This is a genomic window from Polynucleobacter sp. AP-Jannik-300A-C4, assembly GCF_018688335.1.
Lineage (GTDB): Bacteria > Pseudomonadota > Gammaproteobacteria > Burkholderiales > Burkholderiaceae > Polynucleobacter.
Map to the genome: position 1 here is coordinate 826,102 of NZ_CP061316.1, position 17,498 is coordinate 843,599.

Sequence of the window (17,498 nt, forward strand, 5' to 3'; positions counted from 1 at the left end):
TGGGGCTGTTTCATCATTAAATGAAGTCAAAACATGATTGAATCAACACAGTCACACTCAGCGCCAACGCCCCAGGCTTTGCGTATTGCTAAGTTGCAACGTATTCAAGATTTTTTATTCCATGGAATAACGCAATTTTTTGCTTTATCTGTATTGATTGCTCTTGTTGGCATCATCATTTCCTTGGTGATAAACGCTTGGCCGGCATTGGATAAATTTGGTGTTGGTTTTTTCTTTACAAAAGAGTGGGACATCATTAATGGTGAGTTCGGTGGCCTCATTGCTATTTATGGCACTCTAGTTACCTCTTTGATTGCCTTACTGATTGCCGTTCCTCTGAGCTTTGGTATTGCCGTATTTTTGACTGAGCTTTGTCCAGCACCCCTTCGCAGACCCTTGGGAACCGCTGTTGAGTTGCTCGCGGCTGTGCCATCGATCATTTACGGTATGTTTGGCTTATTTATTTTTGCACCTATTTTTGCTGATTATATTCAGCCCGCATTACAAGCAACCTTAGGCCAAGTGCCGGGTTTAGGCATACTCTTTTCTGGCGCAATGAATGGTATCGGCGTTTTGTGTGCCGGCCTAATTTTGGCAATGATGATTTTGCCTTTTATTGCCTCGGTAATGCGTGATGTCTTTGAAATCGTTCCACCAGTTCTGAAAGAATCAGCCTATGGTATTGGCTGCACTACTTGGGAGGTGGTTAAGAATGTTGTGCTCCCTTATACAAAAGCGGGAGTAATCGGCGGCATCATGCTGGGTTTGGGTAGGGCGCTTGGTGAAACCATGGCGGTGACTTTTGTGATTGGTAATGCACATCGCCTTTCTGCTTCATTATTCTCACCAGGTAATTCGATTGCCTCAACATTGGCTAATGAATTCGGTGAGGCCGAACTTGGAGCCCATTATTCATCTTTATTTGCATTAGGCCTTGCGCTATTCATGATTACTTTTGTTGTGTTGGCGATTGCCAAGTGGATGCTCATCAGTATGGAAAAAAAGCAGGGACTTAAAACATGAACGGCTTATCTAATTTAGATCCAGCAATTTTTGCCAAACGTAAGCGCGCCAATAAGATTGGTTTATTGCTCTCCACAGTTGCTATGGCACTAGGTATGGCATTTTTGCTATGGATTTTGACTGTTTTATTTCTAAAAGGCTTTTCTTCAATTAACTTTGATGTATTCACTCAAAGCACACCTGCGCCTGGTTCAGAGGGTGGGGGTTTGGCGAACGCGATTGTTGGTAGCTTAATGATTGTAGGTAGCTGTACTCTGATTAGTACGCCGATTGGCGTCTTGGCCGGACTATATCTCTCGGAGTACGGAGATAGAAGTAAAGTGGCTTCAGTAACCCGCTTTGTGACTGACATCATGTTATCTGCGCCATCGATTGTGATTGGTTTGTTTGTTTATGCTGTTGTGGTTGCACAAGTAAGGCACTTCTCAGGTTGGGCCGGCACAATTGCTTTAGCCTTAATTGCTATTCCAGTAGTAGTTCGTACAACTGAAAACATGCTGCGCTTAGTGCCTGGCAGCTTGCGAGAGGCTGCTTATGCTTTAGGTACCCCTAAGTGGAAAGTAGCATTCATGATTACCTTGCGCGCAGCTCAAAGCGGAGTGATTACTGGTATTTTGCTGGCACTTGCTCGTGTCAGTGGCGAAACGGCGCCATTGCTCTTTACTGCCCTAAACAATCAGTTTTTCTCTAGCAATATGAATGCACCAATGGCCAACTTACCAGTGGTGATTTTCCAATTTGCAATGAGCCCTTACGATAACTGGGTTGATTTAGCCTGGGCTGCAGCTTTACTAATCACCTTTGCTGTACTGGGTCTGAATATTCTTGCGCGCGTAGTGTTCCGCCAGAAAGTACAGAGTTAATGAGTAATATGAAAACCATGTTTGACTTAAATACGATTGATAGTCAAGGAATAAGAATGAACGACACAACTACACCAGAAAAAAGTGATGTTAAAAATGCCCTAGAGGTTCGCAACTTGAACTTCTTCTATGGATCCTTTCAAGGTCTAAAAAATATTAACTTGGATATTGAGGAAGGCAAAGTCACGGCATTTATTGGTCCGTCTGGCTGTGGAAAATCTACATTGCTCCGCACACTCAATCGTATGTATGACCTGTATCCTGGACAACGGGCAGAAGGGGAGATCAACTTCTATGGTCAGAATATTCTAGAGCCTGGACAAGATCTTAATCTCTTGCGCTCACGAATTGGAATGGTTTTCCAAAAACCAACTCCTTTCCCAATGTCGATTTATGAAAATATTGCCTTTGGTGTCCGTTTATACGAAAAGCTTTCCCGTTCTGAAATGGATGAGCGTGTAGAGTGGGCTTTAAACAAAGCTGCGTTATGGAATGAAGCAAAAGACAAGTTAAATCAAAGTGGTCTTTCACTATCAGGTGGTCAGCAGCAGCGTTTATGTATTGCTCGAGGTGTAGCGGTAAAGCCTTCCGTAATTCTTTTGGATGAGCCAACTTCAGCATTGGATCCAATTTCAACTGGAAAAATTGAAGAGCTCATTAATGAGCTAAAACATGAGTACACGATTGCGATTGTGACCCACAATATGCAGCAAGCAGCACGTGTATCAGACTACACTGCTTATATGTACCTTGGTAGCTTGATTGAGTACGGTAAAACCGATGAAATCTTTATTAAGCCTAAGCGTAAAGAAACAGAAGATTACATAACCGGTCGATTCGGTTAATTGGAGATAAATATGCCAGATAAACACCTTTCCTCGCAGTTTGATGCCGATTTAAATTCTCTCTCTAGTCGTTTGCTGGAAATGGGCGGCCTTGTTGAGTCCCAAATTTCTTCTGCAATGCGTGCGTTTACGCAGATGGACATTGATACTTGTAATGTCGTGATCGCTAATGAAAAGATCGTGAATGATCTCGAAATTCAAATCGATATGGCTTGTACGGAATTGATTGCACGTCGCCAACCAACTGCTCGAGATTTACGTTTAGTGATGGCGGTATCAAAAGCGATTACTAATTTAGAGCGCGCTGGTGATGAAGCAGAGCGTGTAGCCAAAAGGACTAAGCGTTTGATTGAGTCTGGTGTCGCCAACAATATCAATGTCGCTGAGATTCGCTTATCAGGTCAGATGGCCATTTCTTTGTTACGTCGCAGCTTAGATGCTTTTGCTCGCTTAGATACTGTGGCAGCAGCCGAAGTAGTTCAGGAAGATCGCCAGATCGATGAAGAATTCAAGGGCTTTGTTCGTAAGTTGATTACTTACATGATGGAAGATCCACATACAATCTCTACTGGCTTAGATATGCTCACAATTGCTAAAGCCATTGAACGCATTGGTGATCATGCCAAGAATATTGCAGAGTTTGTAATTTATATTGCTAAGGGCTCGGATGTGCGTCATATCCCCCATGAGGACTTGGTTCGCGAGGCGAATAAACCGTAACTATTGACACTAAAACGGAATTTGCTATGACTCACCGAATATTGATTGTTGAGGATGAGCCTTCAATTGCTGAACTCATTGCAATTAATTTAAGCCATGCGGGATTTGAGGTGCAAAAGGCGCTTCAAACTGACGTTGCCGCAAACATGATGCGCGATGAGCTTCCTAATCTATTGATTTTGGATTGGATGCTACCTGGTAAATCTGGCGTTCAGTTTGCCCGAGAGCTTAGGGCAAATGAGCGCACTAGATCTTTGCCGATACTCATGCTGACCGCCAAGAGCGAAGAGAACGATAAGGTCTTGGGCCTTGATTCCGGAGCCGATGATTACGTGACCAAGCCTTTTTCTCCGAAAGAGTTGGTTGCTCGTGTCAAAGCATTGTTGCGCCGACAAATTCCGCTAGAGGGGGATGGCCCCTTATCTGTTGGTCCATTAAAGCTCGATCCAGTTTCCCATCGTGTGAGTGCTACGTGGCCAAATAGTGATCCGCAGACTTTATCTTTAGGGCCTACAGAGTTCCGATTGTTGCAATTTATGATGGCCAACCCAGAAAGAGTTCATTCTCGTGAGGGCTTGCTCGATAAGGTCTGGGGTAATGAGGTTTACATAGAAGAGCGTACAGTTGATGTTCATATCAAGCGGCTCAGAGCAGCCTTATCCCCGGCAGACTGTGATCGCTACGTAGAGACGGTTCGGGGTAGCGGCTACCGAATCACAAAAACACCCACCCAGACCTGATATTTATTGGGTGGACTTCAGTTTTTCTAGTCTCCTGCAGCAGATGCTCTAAGATTGCGGAATGTTCTCCGTTTTTTTCCGCTTTTTTCTTCTTGTTTGTGCAGCTTTTTTAGTTGCTTTGATTGCCCAAAATAATGTTGGCCCTATTACAGGCATTTCAGTCGGCATTGCTTTTCTCTCGATTCCGCTGATTTACTCCTACATTAATTTAGCGCGCCTACGAAAATACACTGTAGAGGATAGACTAGAGTCAATGCCACTGCCTAGTGGTTATTGGGAAGAGGTTTTCTTTTACCTGCAACGATTAGTGCGCAATCTTAAGTTGCAAATGCTTTCTGTTGAGAAACAACACGATCGGTTTATTGAAGCGTTTCAGGCCTCGCCAAACGGCATCATGATGCTGGATGATCAAGATCAAATTGAATGGTGTAATGCGATTTCAGAACGCTTCTTTGGTCTTCAATTCAAACGTGATGTGATGCAGCGTATTAATTTCCTGATCCGTCGACCTGAGTTTATTCGCTATCTTCATGATCGTCATTTTGAGGAGCCATTACTTTTAGAGCGTATGGGCCCTAAATCAAATCTGAGTTTGATGTTGCAAGCTTTTCCTTTTGGTGAGAAGCGTCACTTACTCTTGGTGCAAGACGTCACAGATCTACAAAAAGCGGATGCCATGCGGCGGGACTTTGTAGCAAACGTTTCCCATGAGATGAGAACACCCATTACCGTGTTAATGGGGTTTCTGGAAACAATCCAATCTTTAGATTTAGATAAAGCCCAACAAGATCAATATTTTGAGATGATGATGTCTCAAGCCCAGCGTATGAAAAGCCTTGTAGAGGACTTGCTAACTTTAGCTAATTTAGAAGCGAATTCATTGCCGGCACCAACCCAGCCCATACAAATGCAGACTGTCATGGCGCTTCTGAAAAATGATGCTGAGGCACTCTCTCAGGGTCATCACGCTTTTCACTTCGATGTTGAGAGCTCTAAAAATATTCTGGGAGAAGAGCGGGAAATTCTCTCGGCATTTAATAATTTAGTCTCTAATGCCATTCGATATACGCCTGATGTTGGCTCTATTAGCGCATCTTGGCGCGTAAACGCCGCAGGAGAGGGTGAATTCTCAGTTGTGGATACTGGCCCAGGAATCGCTTCTGAGCATCTTTCTAGGCTTACCGAGCGCTTCTATAGAGTAGATCGTAGTCGCTCACGCGATACCGGTGGAACTGGCCTGGGGCTAGCTATTGTTAAGCATATTGCCAGTCGACATCAAGCACAATTAATTATTGAGAGCACGCCCGGAAAGGGAAGTACATTTACGATGCGCTTCCCTAAGGAGAGGCTGACGGATTAGCTTGGGACTTAATCCTTTTTGCCTTTCTTATCTTTTTTATCCTTCTTGCGTTTAGATTCCTTAGGTAATTTATCTAACTTACCGTTGGCGTAAAGGCACCAGACTTTAATTTCCTCTAGAAGTTCAGTGAGGTCCTCATAAGATAGGTTTTTAAAGTCTTGTAAGCCGATGGCTCCGGACTCTTGAAGCTGTTTAACAGCGTCTTCGTACTTATATTCACTCATAAATTTCCACGTAAAGTTGTAAGAACGGGGTAATCCTAGCAAAGTAATGTGACAAAAATAATTTTTGAGAATATTGGCTTTAGTGCAGGGGGTAGAGCTGTGATTTGAGGTTGCCGATACTAATAAAAACACCGTTTAGCTTTTATTTCTTTAATTAGCGAGCTTGTCTTATTTGTGAAATATTTCCCTGTCATGATCAGTTTGTGAATAGATTGAATCAAACTCAGCATGCCATCATTACTTGCCCGAATTGTCAGGGCTATGAAATTTTGGATATTGCCCAAGCTAGCTCCATGCACCTTTACAGATGTCCCTCATGTAATGGCCTCCTAAAAGCAAAATCTGGGGATTGCTGCATATTGTGTAGCTTTGCCAACAGGGATTGCAGTAGTTCCGAGCAAAATTTAGCCGCTTAAGCTTTTGCCAGTAGACTAGGGTTCATTTTCATGAATATGTCATGAGAGTTTCATAAAATAGACATATTGATATTGAAACCTGTTAACTGGAAGAATTTTGGCTGTTAATAAAGATATTTCAGGAAATACTCCTCGCGATCTGGTGGCAGCGGTCGACCTTGGGTCGAATAGCTTTCGTATGCTCGTTGCTCAGGTGGTGAAAACACCATCGGGAACTCAGCTGCGCCCCATTGATACTCTGCGGGAGTCTGTGCGTCTTGCGGCCGGTCTTACTGATAACAAGTTATTAGGAAATGACGCTTATCAGCGTGGTCTGACAGCGATTCGTCGCTTTGGTGAGCGCATTCGGGGCTTTGATCCTTCCAAGGTACGTGCTGTTGCTACTAATACCTTGAGGGTAGCAAAAAATGCTCCTAGCTTTATTCGTGATGCCGAAGAAGCTTTGGGTTTCCCTATTGAAGTAATTGCTGGGGTTGAAGAAGCGCGCCTGATTTATATTGGTGCTGCTCATGAGGTCTCAGCTGTTCAGGGAAATCGCTTGGTGGTTGATATAGGCGGTGGCTCTACCGAATTTATCATCGGTAAAGGCTATGAGCCAAAGCTGATGGAGAGTCTCTATATTGGCTGCGTCTCCCATAGTCTACGGTTTTTCCCTAAAGGCAATATTGATGCTCATGCTTTCAAGGAAGCCGAATTAGCAGCGCGTCGAGAGATTCAAGTGATCTCTGGTGCTTACCTCAAGAGTGGCTGGAAACAGGTGATTGGCTCTTCAGGAACTGCGCGTGCTTTGGCAGATCTGATCGCTGAAAATAACTTTAATGGCCAGCAAAGTGAAGGCTTGACCATGGGGCGTGTCAATGGCGCTAGTGGCCTTATTACACGCGAAGGCTTGAGAGCCATGAAGAAGCATCTTCTCAAGTATGAAAATCTTAGTCAGGTTGAGCTTCAGGGTCTTAAAGATGATCGTCGATCAGTCTGGCCGGGCGGTTTGGCCATCATGATCGCTGTATTTGATGAGCTGGGCATTGAAAGTATGGAGGTCACAGACGCTGCACTACGTGTAGGGGTCTTGTATGACCTCCTGGGCCGTTCCCAACATGACGATATGCGCTTCGTTACAGTAGAGCAGTTTATGCAACGCTATGCTGTTGATCGTGAGCAGGCAAAGAGAGTAGGGATACACGCCGCAGAATTTTTATCTCAACTACCAAAGCCGGACTCTGAGGATCGGGAAGATAACATTGCATTATTGCAATGGGCTGCCAATCTTCATGAAATCGGTTTATCGATTGCTCATAATGGCTATCACAAGCACTCTGCTTACATTGCAGGTAATGCAGATATGCCGGGATTTTCGAAGAATGACCAGGCAAGGTTGGCTGCACTACTTATAGGTCATGCCGGCAAGCTCGGAAAATTAGCGAATAATTCTAGTTTTAGAGATTGGCGAATGCTGTTCTGCTTGCGCTTGTCACAGGTGCTTTGCCGCGGTAGGAGTGATATTCAACTTCCCAAAGTCAAGGTATCTGAAGTAGACAGCTCTTATATTGTGAGCCTATCAAAAGATTGGGTTGAGGAGCATCCTTTGACCGAATTTAGTTTGCTAAAGGAAGCGGCCGAGTGGGAACGTATCGGCCGTCCTTACACAGTAATCTTACGTTAATTACAAACCTAAGAAGTGCTTGGCGTAGCGTGGATTGATTTCAGATAAGCGGAGCATGGTGAGTACGTCTGCAGTATTAAAATCTGGATCCCAGGCTGGCGCACTGCAAATCTTAGCGCCTAACTTAAGGTAGCCTTTAATCAAGGGCGGTGGCTCAACTTGTAAACCGCCATTTAAGCGCTCCAAGGGCAGTGGTAGTCTCGGGAAGGCGTGATTTTCTACTGGAGCCATTTGATCATTGCTCAGTGAATTGTATAGGCTAGCAGCAAAATGACCGCCATCTGCCATAGGAATACTTGCACATCCAAGCATGATTTCATAATCGTGTTTTTGCATGTACTGGGCTAGTCCGCTCCACAATGCCATGATGACTGCGCCTGAGCGATGGTCAGCATGAACACATGATCGACCTAATTCAACCATCTTGGGGCGCAAGTGATTGAGGCGAGAAAGATCAAATTCAGAGTCGGAGTAGAGGCGACCAATCTCGGCGGCTTTGTGCGGTGGTAGGACTCGATAGGTACCAACCACCTTCAGTGTCTCTTGATCGCGTATGAGGAGATGGTCGCAGTAGGCGTCAAACTCATCGATATCCAAGTCTTCAGGATGAGCTGGTAGGCTTGCACCCATTTCCTCTGCAAATACTTTGAAACGCAAACGTTGAGCTTCCTTCACTTCCTTAGGATTTGAGGCCCAGCTAATTTGAAAACCAGGGCGCTTGGCTTTGCTAATTACTTTCTCGTTAGCAATCGGCTCAATAGCTAAAACTTCGTTGCGTGCACGCAAAGCAAACTTTTTACCGAATAATTTCTTGGCAATTTTCTTGGAAAAAAGCTTTTTAATTGCTTTGGCTTTGCTGGTCTTCTCTTTTTTTGGCTTTTGCTCAAATCGCCCATTAAACAGATCAAATGCAGCGAGAGGATTTGGGATATCGGACATGAGTTTCCTTATTTAGGTTAAGTCAATCGTAAAAGGGCTCTGTTACCAATTGATGACAAGGGGGAGGCAAATGGTGGCCCAAAGTAGAGCGGCTATCAGTAGTGCCAACATGACGGCTGCTGAGCCAAAGTCTTTAGCTCTTTTAGATAGGTCATGATGATCAAAGGAGATTCGATCAATTGCCGCTTCAACGCTGGAATTGAGTAGCTCCACCACTAAAACAAGTAGTAGCGATGTAATGAGGATGCATTTTTCTACTGGACTCACTGGCATCCATAATGCTATTGGAGTTAGCAAGGCTAGTAAGGTGAGTTCTTGCCTAAATGCACTCTCCTCTTTAAACGCATACACAATGCCGCACCAAGAGTTTTTTGCAGCATGCCAAGCTCTTGTTAGTCCACGATTTCCTTTGTGTGGATTTTGCTTAATATCGTAAGGGGTAGTCAAAATATCTTCTTAAGCTAAGGCGGTGACATGAACTTGCGCAGAAGGCACAGGTTTGAGGTGTTTGGCAAACTGCTCTGAAGCAGCTCTCCAGGAGAATTTCTCGGCATGTGCTCTGGCTAGCTCACGTGGAATTCGTAAGGCTTGTATACAGGCTTCCCGCAGATCTTCGTGCATTGCACCAGCGGGAGAGTCGCCTAAAACATCAATTGGGCCGGTAACTGGATAGGCGGCAACAGGGGTGCCGCAGGCCATAGCTTCAAGTAATACCAAGCCAAATGTATCGGTTTTGCTTGGGAATACAAATACATCGGCGGCTGCATATACCTTGGCTAGTTCATCTTGCTGTAAAACACCTAGGTAATTGATATTGGGATATTTTTGCTTAATCTCTGCCATGGCAGGGCCATCGCCAACTACCCACTTAGAGCCTGGCAAATCAATTTCTAAGAATGCATTGATGTTTTTTTCTACGGCAACGCGTCCGACGTATAGAAAAATCGGGTGCGCACTATTGAGTGCTTTGGAGTCTTGCATTTTGAAGATGTCTAAATCAACTCCACGCGACCAGAGCACTACGTTTTTGAGTCCGTATTCTTCAAGATCATTTTTAACCACAATAGTAGGTGCCATCACTGCCATTGAAGGGCCATGGAACCAACGAATAAAGGCATAAGTGATGGCCAATGGAATTCCGGTGCGTGCTTTCACGTACTCTGGAAAGCGTGTATGGTATGCGGTAGAGAAGGGTAGATTATTTTTAACAGCGTAGGAGCGTGCAGAAAGTCCTAGAGGACCTTCGGTTGCAATATGCATCGCATCAGGAGCAAATTCTTTAATTCTGCGTGCCACCTCTTTGCCGGGAAACAGGGATAGCGCAATATCCGGATAAGTAGGGCAGGGAATAGATTTAAAACCATTCGGTGTGATCATCTCTACTTCGTGACCCATAGCGATTAATTCAGCACGGGTTTGCTTGAGAGTTCTGACAACGCCGTTGACTTGGGGATCCCATGCGTCCGTAATAATCATAATTTTCATGCGATAGCCTCTGTAATAGGAACTTGAATAGCAGGTTGATGAGTAATTTCAGGAGTCTGAACTAGATCACCTTTGATCTTGGTCCAGTAAATAATTTTGAGTTCACCTTCAGTGGTCTCAACTAGTGCGGAGAGGCTCTCAACCCAATCGCCATCATTGCAATAGAGCAGGCCATCAATCTCGCGAATTTCTGCTTTATGAATGTGACCGCACACAACGCCGTCGCAATCCCGCAAGCGCGCTTCTCTAGCCATGATGTGTTCAAAATCAGCGATATAACTCACTGCATTTTTGACTTGATGCTTGAGGTACTGGGAAAGAGACCAGTACTGTAAACCCATCTTTACACGCAACATATTGAAATAGCGATTGATATAGAGGATGAAGGTATACATGGAATCGCCCACGTAGGCGAGCCACTTGGCGTATTGCATTACCCCATCAAATAAATCGCCATGAGTAACCCAGAGCTTTCGACCATCAAGCGTGGTATGGATTACCTCTTCTTGAACTTTGATATCCCCAAAAGACATGCCAAAGTATTGTCTTGCAGCTTCATCATGATTGCCGGGGATATAAATGACTTCAGAGCCTTTACGAGCTTTGCGCAATAACTTCTGAACTACGTCATTGTGAGATTGCGGCCAGTAGAAAGAGCGTTTTAATTTCCAGCCATCAATAATGTCACCGACCAAATAAAAAGTATCTGCCTCATTGTGTTTCAAGAAATCGAGGAGGTACTGAGCCTGACACCCAGAAGTTCCTAGGTGTACATCTGAAATCCAGATAGCTCTGTAGTGCATCATGAGTTCATATTTAGCCTGTCATTTATGAAGGCCTCATGACACTTTTAAGTCAGTTTGATGACTTGATTTATATTCTGAGCTTATGAAACTTCATGCATCAAAAGATGAAACATTGTCTAGCAAGACATTACCTATTTTAATTTGGGTGAGGGTGCTTGTTCATATTCTTGCTGGTGTTTTCACACTTTCCTTGATCTTTCCGTTTACTAGCCAATCTCAAAAGGATCGCAAAATACAACAATGGTCACAGCGTCTCCTCCTCATCTTTAAGCTAAAGTTGGTCGTCACTGGTTTGGATGATGTGATCGCTACTCGTTCTTTATTCGCAGCAAATCATATTTCTTGGCTAGATATTCATGCCATCAATAGCTGCAAGCCGATTCGCTTTGTTGCTAAGTCAGAGGTAAGATCTTGGCCAATTTTTGGTTGGATGGCAAAGCAATTAGGAACGGTTTTTATATGTAGAGATAGTGCGCGTCATGCAAGGCAAGTAGTAGAGCAAATGGCAGAAGTGCTCAAAACTGAATCGATTTGCATTTTTCCAGAAGGAACATCTACTAACGGGGCCCAGGTATTGCCTTTTAAGCCCAATCTATTTGAGTCTGCCTTGGCTGCCAAATGCCCGATTTATCCTCTCTCTATTCGCTATGTCTGTGAGAAAACGGGTTTGAGGAGTGACTCACCGGCTTTTATTGGGGATATGGGGCTATTGGAATCCATGTCTAGAGTGATCCATGAGCCTGGCTTGCTGGTCCAGATACACTTTTTGCAGGCCTATCGAGCCGAGATTTCAGGGGATTCTGATCGTAAACAGGTGGCAGCATATTGTCAGGAATCGATCGCCCAAACCCTATAAGCAATATATGTAATAAAAATGTCATACTCTTGGGATACAAAGATAAAAAGCCTTAGAGGAATAAATGACGTCAAAGCATAAGGAGATGGCCGAGTGGTATCGGCGCGCTCAAGAAGAAATTCTAGATAGCATGGATGAAGAGCTCGAAATGGAGCTCGATGATGATCGCCTTTCGCAAGATGGTGGTAGTGGCTCAGTTATCCCTCGAAATGTTTACTTTAAGGAATTATTTCGTCTGCAAGGCGAGCTGGTGAAGCTTCAAGACTGGGTTGTGGAGAATAAGCTTAAAGTTGCTGTTTTATTTGAAGGGCGTGATTCTGCTGGTAAGGGTGGTGCTATTAAGAGGATTACCCAGCGACTTAATCCCCGGGTTTGTAAGGTGGTTGCCCTTACAGCACCAAGCGAGCGTGAAAAGACCCAATGGTATTTTCAGCGTTATGTGTCCAATTTACCCGCAGGTGGTGAGATCGTTTTATTTGACCGTAGTTGGTATAACCGTGCTGGCGTTGAGAAGGTCATGGGTTTTTGTACGGACGCTGAGTACGAAGAGTTTTTGCGTACAGTTCCGGAATTTGAGCGGATGATTATTCGTTCTGGAATTATTCTCATCAAATACTGGTTCTCCATTTCTGATGATGAGCAATACAACCGCTTTATGATGCGCATTCATGATCCATTGAAACAGTGGAAGCTTAGTCCAATGGATTTGGATGCTCGTCGCCTTTGGGAGGCGTATACCAAGGCCAAAGAAACCATGCTCGAGAGAACCAATATTCCCGAGGCTCCTTGGTGGGTTGTGGCGGCTAATGATAAGAAAAAAGCGCGACTCAACTGTATCTCGCATCTTTTAGATCAGATTCCTTATCGGGAGATTGATCATCCAGTGGTTACCTTACCAGAGCGGGTTCATAACCCCGATTACCTCCGAGGTCCAGTCCCTAAGAGTATGTACGTCCCCGAGATTTACTAATTGTTTTCTGGACGGTGTTAATCTCTCACTACTAATGAGTGGGAGATAAACTTTGAAATCAAAGCTAGAGATAACCAATCGGGAGTTCAAGCTCTTGATCAAGCCGCAGGGTCTTGATAGGCGCAGCAGAATTACTGAGCTAAGCGATCAGATTCTCAATTTCTGCAAGAAAAATAAGGTCGATTTTTTCCATCTAGATAATGCGCAAACAGGCTTGCGCAGCATTTATTTTTACGATACCCCAGGTGAAGATTTCCGTAGAAATAATATTATTCTGCGGGTGCGTGAGTCCAGGCAAAATATTTGGGTTGATGACTGGTGTGAGGTCACTCTAAAGTGCCGCACAGGAGATATAGGCCAGTCTAACCAATTTAATCCTGCCCCCAAAAAATCGATCAAATCGCGCCTACGTCTCAAAGAAGAAATTCTACGAGGAGATGCAATTGGATCAACAAGATCTATTTATTCCAACAACGCAATTCTCGATGCGGTACCACTAGATAGTCTATTTGAACGATCCTTATCTAGTGTTATCAAATTTTTCCCTGGCCTGGCCAAGCTACCTATTGATAAGAAGAAGCCGCTTCGTATTGTTGGTGGAAGTACTAATAAAATATTAGAAGCTTGTTTACCACTTGGTAATTTAGTTTTTGGTGATGGTGTTCAGGCCCATTGTGAAATCGCAATCTGGATGAGAAGTGTTGGCGATCCGATTGTTGGTGAGTTGGCATTCTCCTATCGTGTTAACGATGCCATTAGGAAGCAAGCTAAGGCGCATAAGCGTGCTGATAAGTTCTTCAAAAAACTTCAAATCGAGCTTGCAAACTGGTTGGAAATAGGTAGCACTAAAACTGCTTTGGTTTATGGAAAGCCAGAATAGTAATGGGTTCAGATATTGAGGGCGTTCATGCTGAAGTGCCGAGTCTAAAAGATCTCTTTATACAATTTTTCATCATTGGAGCAGTTAGCTTTGGTGGTGGGATTATTGCCTATGAGCGGATCTTATTGGTTGAGAAACGTAAGTGGCTTTCCGCAGATGAATTTATGGCCTACCTGGCCATTAGTCAAACGATGCCAGGTCTCAATTCTGTAAACCTCGCAGTGATCTCTGGCGACCATTTGCGTGGTGCCTTGGGTGCAATTACTGCAACCATAGGTCTCATTCTGCCGGGATCAATCTTTGTATTAGCAGTAGGCATCATCTATGCGAGTGCTGCAGATCATCCTTTGGTTAACTATGTGTTGGCAGGCATTGCTGCTGCAGCTACTGGACTTTTGGCTGCCATCACTTACAAGATTGGCAGTGATCATTGGAGACACATGCAATCTTTGCTCATTATTATTTGCACCTTTTTATTAATGAGTATTGCCAAATTATCTTTACCCTATGTCATTTTGATTATGGCGCCGATTTCTCTGTACTTATATCGGCCGAGTAAAAAAGTATGAGTGCATTAATTCATCTGGCCTTGAGCTTTGCCTTGCTATCGATTTTGGCGGTTGGCGGAGGCACTGCCGTATTGCCAGAGATGCAAACAGTCTTGGCGCAACAGTTTGGCGTTAACCATACTCAATTTGTTCATATTTACAGTATTTGTCAGTTGGCACCGGGGCCGAATATGTTGATGGTCCTAGTCATTGGCTATCAAATTGCAGGACTAATGGGAGCAGGGGTTGTACTACTCTCCTTTTTCTTGCCGTCGAGCTTCTTGTGTTTCTATGTTGGCCGCCTGTGGAATCGCTTTGGTGAAAATCCTTGGAGACGTTCCATTCAAAATGCATTGGAGCCGATTTCAATTGGCCTAATGGCCTCTGGCGTTTATGCCGTGGGCAAAGCTTCTATCGTGGGAGGTGTGACTGCGGCGCTTGCACTGATGACCCTTTACCTTATCCTCAGAACCAAAATTAACCCAGTATTAGTCATTCTTGGCTCCGGAGGATTGGGTGCTTTATTGATGGCTTACCTAAAATAGTCTAAAGCTTAGAAAGTTCCTCGCAAGCCAACCATGAGACTTCTGCCTGGTTGCGGAGCGAAGAGTCTCACAGCCATTGGTGTAGTGGCATATCGAATTTGCTCATTAAGTAAGTTCTTCAAATTCATATACACAGTCCAATTCACATCCTTAATTTTCTCTGTATAGGAGATGCCTGCATTCAAGAGGTTATAACTTGGCGCAGGACCGATTTCCCAACTAGCCAATCTATTCTGTTGATAGCTATAGATATACGTTGCATTGGTGAGCCAGCCATTTCGTTGATGAGCCAGTTCTGCGCCTAATCGTGGAGCAGGCTGTAAGGGTAAATTGCCGCCTGCATCAAAAGTGCCTTGAGAGGCATCTCCGAAAACGCGACCACCCACGCCATGCTGTTGCCAGTTATATGTCAACTCACCTTCAACACCTTTGATAGTTGCTGCTGCTTGTTGAGCAGTTACCACGCTAAATCCATCGCCTTCTTCACCCCCATTATTAATTGCCGCACCCGTGTAATAACCATAGATATAGTTATTGAATTTATTTGCATAAACACTGGCTTTAGCTCGCATCAAACCGCTAGTTTTTTGAATGTTCAATTCAAGATTGTGTGAGGTTTCTTTATTGAGGTTAGGGTTACCAATGTCAAATGTTGCCGTAGATTCATGTGCACCATAAGAGTAAAGTTCTTGAGCGCTAGGCGCACGCTGAGAAACGGTATAGGCAACACCGGCGCCATGACCTTGCATAAAGTTCCACAAGCCACCAGCGGAGTAGGACATTAAATTGAATGTGCGGTTTTGTAAGGTTATATCTGGAGTGACGCCGGTTGTAGTTTGTTGACCAAGGTCTAAATCCGTCCCTAAATTCGGTTTCTGCGCCACATTGTTGTAGCGTAGACCCAAATTACCTTGCAAGGAATTCCATTTACCTTCCTCAATCCAAAATAGGGCATTCGAATTCGTTTTTGTTGGCGGCACAATTGCGTAGCTTCCAGAGCCAACTTCAGTTGCGTTGAGTGAGGCTGCAGAGACTTGTGCCCCGAAGGTGCCTTTCCAGCCGGCAATAGGATTATGAGCCAACTCAAAGCGGGCCTCGTTGGAAATGTTCTTCCAGAGTGAAGCAGCTTCACCAGTGTTATTAAATTCTGTATGGTTGTAATTCGAATTCGCTGCACTAAATTTAAATGAAGAGAAGCCCGCAAATGGATCGCGGGTTTGATGCTGTAAGTCATAGCGATTCTGCGACTGATTAATCGAACCACCTTCTGGTGTTGGAATACCGTAATTATTATTCAGGCGCTCGACTGAAACACCGGTATAGCCGTTCTGACCAATATAAGAAACGCCAACACCTAAATTATTTTGATTGCTAAATGAGTTAGGTAGTTTTCCAGAATATGGAACACTTTGTGGCTCCCCTGGATTGATCGACCATTCTTGGTTGGGTCCGCCTTGATTTGCGTAACCTGGAATACGATAGTCATTCGCATTATTAATTGCGGTATCAACGTGAACGGCTACCGAGCCAAACGCCCCATCTACTTCAACGGCGCCAGCTCTACCGTTATTCACTGTCTCATAACTGGTATTAACTGCACCTGTTGCTCTATCGGGTAAGTTAGTTAGGATTCGATCATTAACGACGTTAACAAGTCCTCCGCTTGAGCCTGAGCCGTAGAGTAGGGCTGCTGCACCACGCAAAATTTCTACTTGATGGGTATTTTGCATATTGTTACCAACAGCGTGATCTTGAGAGATATTCGAGACATCGCCTACTGATAATCCATTTTGCAAAATCTGGACACGAGCACCCTCAAGTCCACGAATAACAGGGCGAGATGATCCTGCTCCATAGCCTGTTGCTGATACACCTAATTCGTTGGCAAGTGTGGCGCCCAAGGTAGTGCCCAATTTATTAAGCAGCTCATCACCTTGCAAAATTTTGGTAGGCGTCAAAATGCTTTGTGTAGCCTCTTGAGACCCTGTGGCAGTAATTTCAAACGAGGGTTCTGATTGAGCAAAAGCAGCAGTACCAATTAATCCAGATACTAAAACGTAGATCAGCTTTTGTTTAGCCAATGGCTTACTGATTTGATCCATGATATTTCCTTCAATCCTAATGCGCACCACCGACCGCATGGCGCAATAAATCTAGAAGCCAAACAATCTAGTCTGGCGTTATGGGCGATTTATAGGATGAGGCTAGGTGGAGCCCTAGATTGATACAGGCCTACATGAATGCGGGCTGGTAAAGATTCATTCGATGCCAATTGCACTTCATGCAAGAAGTTATTGGCAAGGAAAAGAGTGGGCTCTGAAACAGCGAACCCAGCAAGCGTAAGTGCATCGAGTAAATGGCAACTTGGCAAATCATGACCAAGCGAAGGGGCTTGATCCACACAAGTCTGCTCAACACTTTGGTGATGGATCCCGGAGTGAGCAATGCTATGGGCGAAGCCAATCCAGTGAGCGCCTAATAAGCTGGCAAGCAAAAAGCCCAGGGCGATCCATCCCCGGAAATGCTTGTTCAATCTGCTTATAAATAAGGCTTTCATGCACCGAATCTTACAGTATTTGCCCCGGTAGGCCATCTCAGTGTAGAATATCGGTTCC

At 44.4% G+C, this 17,498-nt stretch carries 20 protein-coding genes; 13 read left to right on the plus strand and 7 right to left on the minus strand.

Features of this window, described 5'->3' with window-relative positions:
• Positions 1-33: 33 nt before the first annotated feature.
• The 6 genes from pstC to phoR all read left to right on the plus strand — a co-directional run bounded on the left by pstC (position 34) and on the right by phoR (position 5,551).
• Positions 34-1,023: a phosphate ABC transporter permease subunit PstC gene (gene pstC / locus FD975_RS04300; protein WP_215303401.1), complete on the plus strand. Its 990-nt coding sequence runs from the start codon at positions 34-36 to the stop codon at positions 1,021-1,023.
• Positions 1,020-1,886 carry a phosphate ABC transporter permease PstA gene (gene pstA / locus FD975_RS04305; protein ID WP_215303403.1) on the plus strand — a complete coding sequence of 289 codons (867 nt, stop codon included), beginning with the start codon at positions 1,020-1,022 and terminating at the stop codon, positions 1,884-1,886. The genes pstC and pstA overlap by 4 nt, the downstream gene beginning before the upstream one ends.
• A 56-nt stretch (positions 1,887-1,942) precedes the next feature.
• Positions 1,943-2,731 carry a phosphate ABC transporter ATP-binding protein PstB gene (gene pstB / locus FD975_RS04310; RefSeq protein WP_215303825.1) on the plus strand — a complete coding sequence of 263 codons (789 nt, stop codon included), beginning with the start codon at positions 1,943-1,945 and terminating at the stop codon, positions 2,729-2,731.
• 12 nt (positions 2,732-2,743) lie between these two features.
• A complete protein-coding gene (phoU, locus tag FD975_RS04315) occupies positions 2,744-3,451 on the plus strand; it encodes a phosphate signaling complex protein PhoU (RefSeq protein WP_114654336.1) in 708 nt (235 codons plus the stop codon).
• A 26-nt stretch (positions 3,452-3,477) separates the two neighbouring features.
• A complete protein-coding gene (gene phoB, locus FD975_RS04320) occupies positions 3,478-4,191 on the plus strand; it encodes a phosphate regulon transcriptional regulator PhoB (protein WP_215303405.1) in 714 nt (237 codons plus the stop codon).
• 61 nt (positions 4,192-4,252) lie between these two features.
• Positions 4,253-5,551 (plus strand): phosphate regulon sensor histidine kinase PhoR, encoded by a 1,299-nt coding sequence (phoR, locus tag FD975_RS04325; protein ID WP_215303406.1) that lies wholly within the window; start codon positions 4,253-4,255, stop codon positions 5,549-5,551.
• Between the two features lie 8 nt (positions 5,552-5,559).
• Here the strand turns inward: phoR and FD975_RS04330 are convergent, their stop codons facing one another.
• On the minus strand, positions 5,560-5,775 hold the full coding sequence (locus FD975_RS04330) for a hypothetical protein (protein ID WP_215303409.1): 216 nt from the start codon (positions 5,773-5,775) through the stop codon (positions 5,560-5,562).
• A gap of 203 nt (positions 5,776-5,978) precedes the next feature.
• Here FD975_RS04330 and FD975_RS10530 point away from each other — a divergent pair, with 203 nt between their 5' ends.
• Positions 5,979-6,191, plus strand: coding sequence for a GDCCVxC domain-containing (seleno)protein (locus FD975_RS10530; protein ID WP_215303411.1), 213 nt, complete (start codon positions 5,979-5,981; stop codon positions 6,189-6,191).
• 97 nt (positions 6,192-6,288) lie between these two features.
• Entirely contained in the window at positions 6,289-7,854 is a 1,566-nt protein-coding gene (gene ppx / locus FD975_RS04340) for an exopolyphosphatase (protein ID WP_256443841.1), read from the plus strand.
• Here ppx and FD975_RS04345 read toward each other — a convergent pair whose 3' ends face one another.
• From FD975_RS04345 to FD975_RS04360, 4 genes are read right to left on the minus strand one after another with little or no spacing between them, the layout of a single operon-like run.
• Positions 7,855-8,793 carry a GNAT family N-acetyltransferase gene (locus tag FD975_RS04345; RefSeq protein WP_215303413.1) on the minus strand — a complete coding sequence of 313 codons (939 nt, stop codon included), beginning with the start codon at positions 8,791-8,793 and terminating at the stop codon, positions 7,855-7,857. It abuts the gene before it with no gap.
• Positions 8,794-8,835: 42 nt separating this feature from the next.
• Positions 8,836-9,240: a diacylglycerol kinase gene (locus tag FD975_RS04350; protein WP_215303415.1), complete on the minus strand. Its 405-nt coding sequence runs from the start codon at positions 9,238-9,240 to the stop codon at positions 8,836-8,838.
• Positions 9,241-9,249: 9 nt separating this feature from the next.
• A complete protein-coding gene (locus tag FD975_RS04355; RefSeq protein WP_215303417.1) occupies positions 9,250-10,278 on the minus strand; it encodes a glycosyltransferase family 1 protein in 1,029 nt (342 codons plus the stop codon).
• Entirely contained in the window at positions 10,275-11,084 is an 810-nt protein-coding gene (locus tag FD975_RS04360; protein WP_371743393.1) for a UDP-2,3-diacylglucosamine diphosphatase, read from the minus strand. The genes FD975_RS04355 and FD975_RS04360 overlap by 4 nt, the downstream gene beginning before the upstream one ends.
• Before the next feature lie 82 nt (positions 11,085-11,166).
• Here FD975_RS04360 and FD975_RS04365 point away from each other — a divergent pair, with 82 nt between their 5' ends.
• The 5 genes from FD975_RS04365 to FD975_RS04385 all read left to right on the plus strand — a co-directional run bounded on the left by FD975_RS04365 (position 11,167) and on the right by FD975_RS04385 (position 14,883).
• On the plus strand, positions 11,167-11,940 hold the full coding sequence (locus tag FD975_RS04365; RefSeq protein ID WP_215303419.1) for a 1-acyl-sn-glycerol-3-phosphate acyltransferase: 774 nt from the start codon (positions 11,167-11,169) through the stop codon (positions 11,938-11,940).
• A 64-nt stretch (positions 11,941-12,004) separates the two neighbouring features.
• Positions 12,005-12,910 (plus strand): polyphosphate kinase 2, encoded by a 906-nt coding sequence (ppk2, locus tag FD975_RS04370; RefSeq protein ID WP_215303420.1) that lies wholly within the window; start codon positions 12,005-12,007, stop codon positions 12,908-12,910.
• A gap of 52 nt (positions 12,911-12,962) precedes the next feature.
• A complete protein-coding gene (locus tag FD975_RS04375) occupies positions 12,963-13,790 on the plus strand; it encodes a hypothetical protein (protein WP_215303422.1) in 828 nt (275 codons plus the stop codon).
• A 2-nt stretch (positions 13,791-13,792) separates the two neighbouring features.
• On the plus strand, positions 13,793-14,359 hold the full coding sequence (locus tag FD975_RS04380; protein ID WP_215303423.1) for a chromate transporter: 567 nt from the start codon (positions 13,793-13,795) through the stop codon (positions 14,357-14,359).
• Positions 14,356-14,883 (plus strand): chromate transporter, encoded by a 528-nt coding sequence (locus tag FD975_RS04385; protein ID WP_215303424.1) that lies wholly within the window; start codon positions 14,356-14,358, stop codon positions 14,881-14,883. Before FD975_RS04380 ends, FD975_RS04385 begins: the two co-directional genes overlap by 4 nt.
• Positions 14,884-14,891: 8 nt before the next feature.
• On the opposite strand, the gene FD975_RS04390 is transcribed toward FD975_RS04385, so the two are convergent.
• Together FD975_RS04390 and FD975_RS04395 are read right to left on the minus strand one after the other, a co-directional pair.
• Positions 14,892-16,985: a TonB-dependent receptor gene (locus tag FD975_RS04390; protein ID WP_215303426.1), complete on the minus strand. Its 2,094-nt coding sequence runs from the start codon at positions 16,983-16,985 to the stop codon at positions 14,892-14,894.
• Positions 16,986-17,074: 89 nt separating this feature from the next.
• Positions 17,075-17,440 (minus strand): hypothetical protein, encoded by a 366-nt coding sequence (locus FD975_RS04395; RefSeq protein ID WP_215303427.1) that lies wholly within the window; start codon positions 17,438-17,440, stop codon positions 17,075-17,077.
• Between the last annotated feature and the right edge of the window lie 58 nt (positions 17,441-17,498).

Bases quoted from the DNA above. Each gene is read 5' to 3' on its own strand.
- pstA (WP_215303403.1), top strand. From the start codon at position 1,020: ATGAACGGCTTATCTAATTTAGATCCAGCAATTTTTGCCAAACGTAAG.
- phoU (WP_114654336.1), top strand. From the start codon at position 2,744: ATGCCAGATAAACACCTTTCCTCGCAGTTTGATGCCGATTTAAATTCT.
- FD975_RS04360 (WP_371743393.1), bottom strand. From the start codon at position 11,084: ATGATGCACTACAGAGCTATCTGGATTTCAGATGTACACCTAGGAACT.
- phoB (WP_215303405.1), top strand. From the start codon at position 3,478: ATGACTCACCGAATATTGATTGTTGAGGATGAGCCTTCAATTGCTGAA.
- FD975_RS04365 (WP_215303419.1), top strand. From the start codon at position 11,167: ATGAAACTTCATGCATCAAAAGATGAAACATTGTCTAGCAAGACATTA.
- ppk2 (WP_215303420.1), top strand. From the start codon at position 12,005: ATGACGTCAAAGCATAAGGAGATGGCCGAGTGGTATCGGCGCGCTCAA.
- FD975_RS04330 (WP_215303409.1), bottom strand. From the start codon at position 5,775: ATGAGTGAATATAAGTACGAAGACGCTGTTAAACAGCTTCAAGAGTCC.
- FD975_RS04385 (WP_215303424.1), top strand. From the start codon at position 14,356: ATGAGTGCATTAATTCATCTGGCCTTGAGCTTTGCCTTGCTATCGATT.
- FD975_RS04345 (WP_215303413.1), bottom strand. From the start codon at position 8,793: ATGTCCGATATCCCAAATCCTCTCGCTGCATTTGATCTGTTTAATGGG.
- FD975_RS04395 (WP_215303427.1), bottom strand. From the start codon at position 17,440: ATGAAAGCCTTATTTATAAGCAGATTGAACAAGCATTTCCGGGGATGG.
- FD975_RS04355 (WP_215303417.1), bottom strand. From the start codon at position 10,278: ATGAAAATTATGATTATTACGGACGCATGGGATCCCCAAGTCAACGGC.
- phoR (WP_215303406.1), top strand. From the start codon at position 4,253: ATGTTCTCCGTTTTTTTCCGCTTTTTTCTTCTTGTTTGTGCAGCTTTT.
- FD975_RS04380 (WP_215303423.1), top strand. From the start codon at position 13,793: ATGGGTTCAGATATTGAGGGCGTTCATGCTGAAGTGCCGAGTCTAAAA.
- pstC (WP_215303401.1), top strand. From the start codon at position 34: ATGATTGAATCAACACAGTCACACTCAGCGCCAACGCCCCAGGCTTTG.
- FD975_RS04390 (WP_215303426.1), bottom strand. From the start codon at position 16,985: ATGGATCAAATCAGTAAGCCATTGGCTAAACAAAAGCTGATCTACGTT.
- pstB (WP_215303825.1), top strand. From the start codon at position 1,943: ATGAACGACACAACTACACCAGAAAAAAGTGATGTTAAAAATGCCCTA.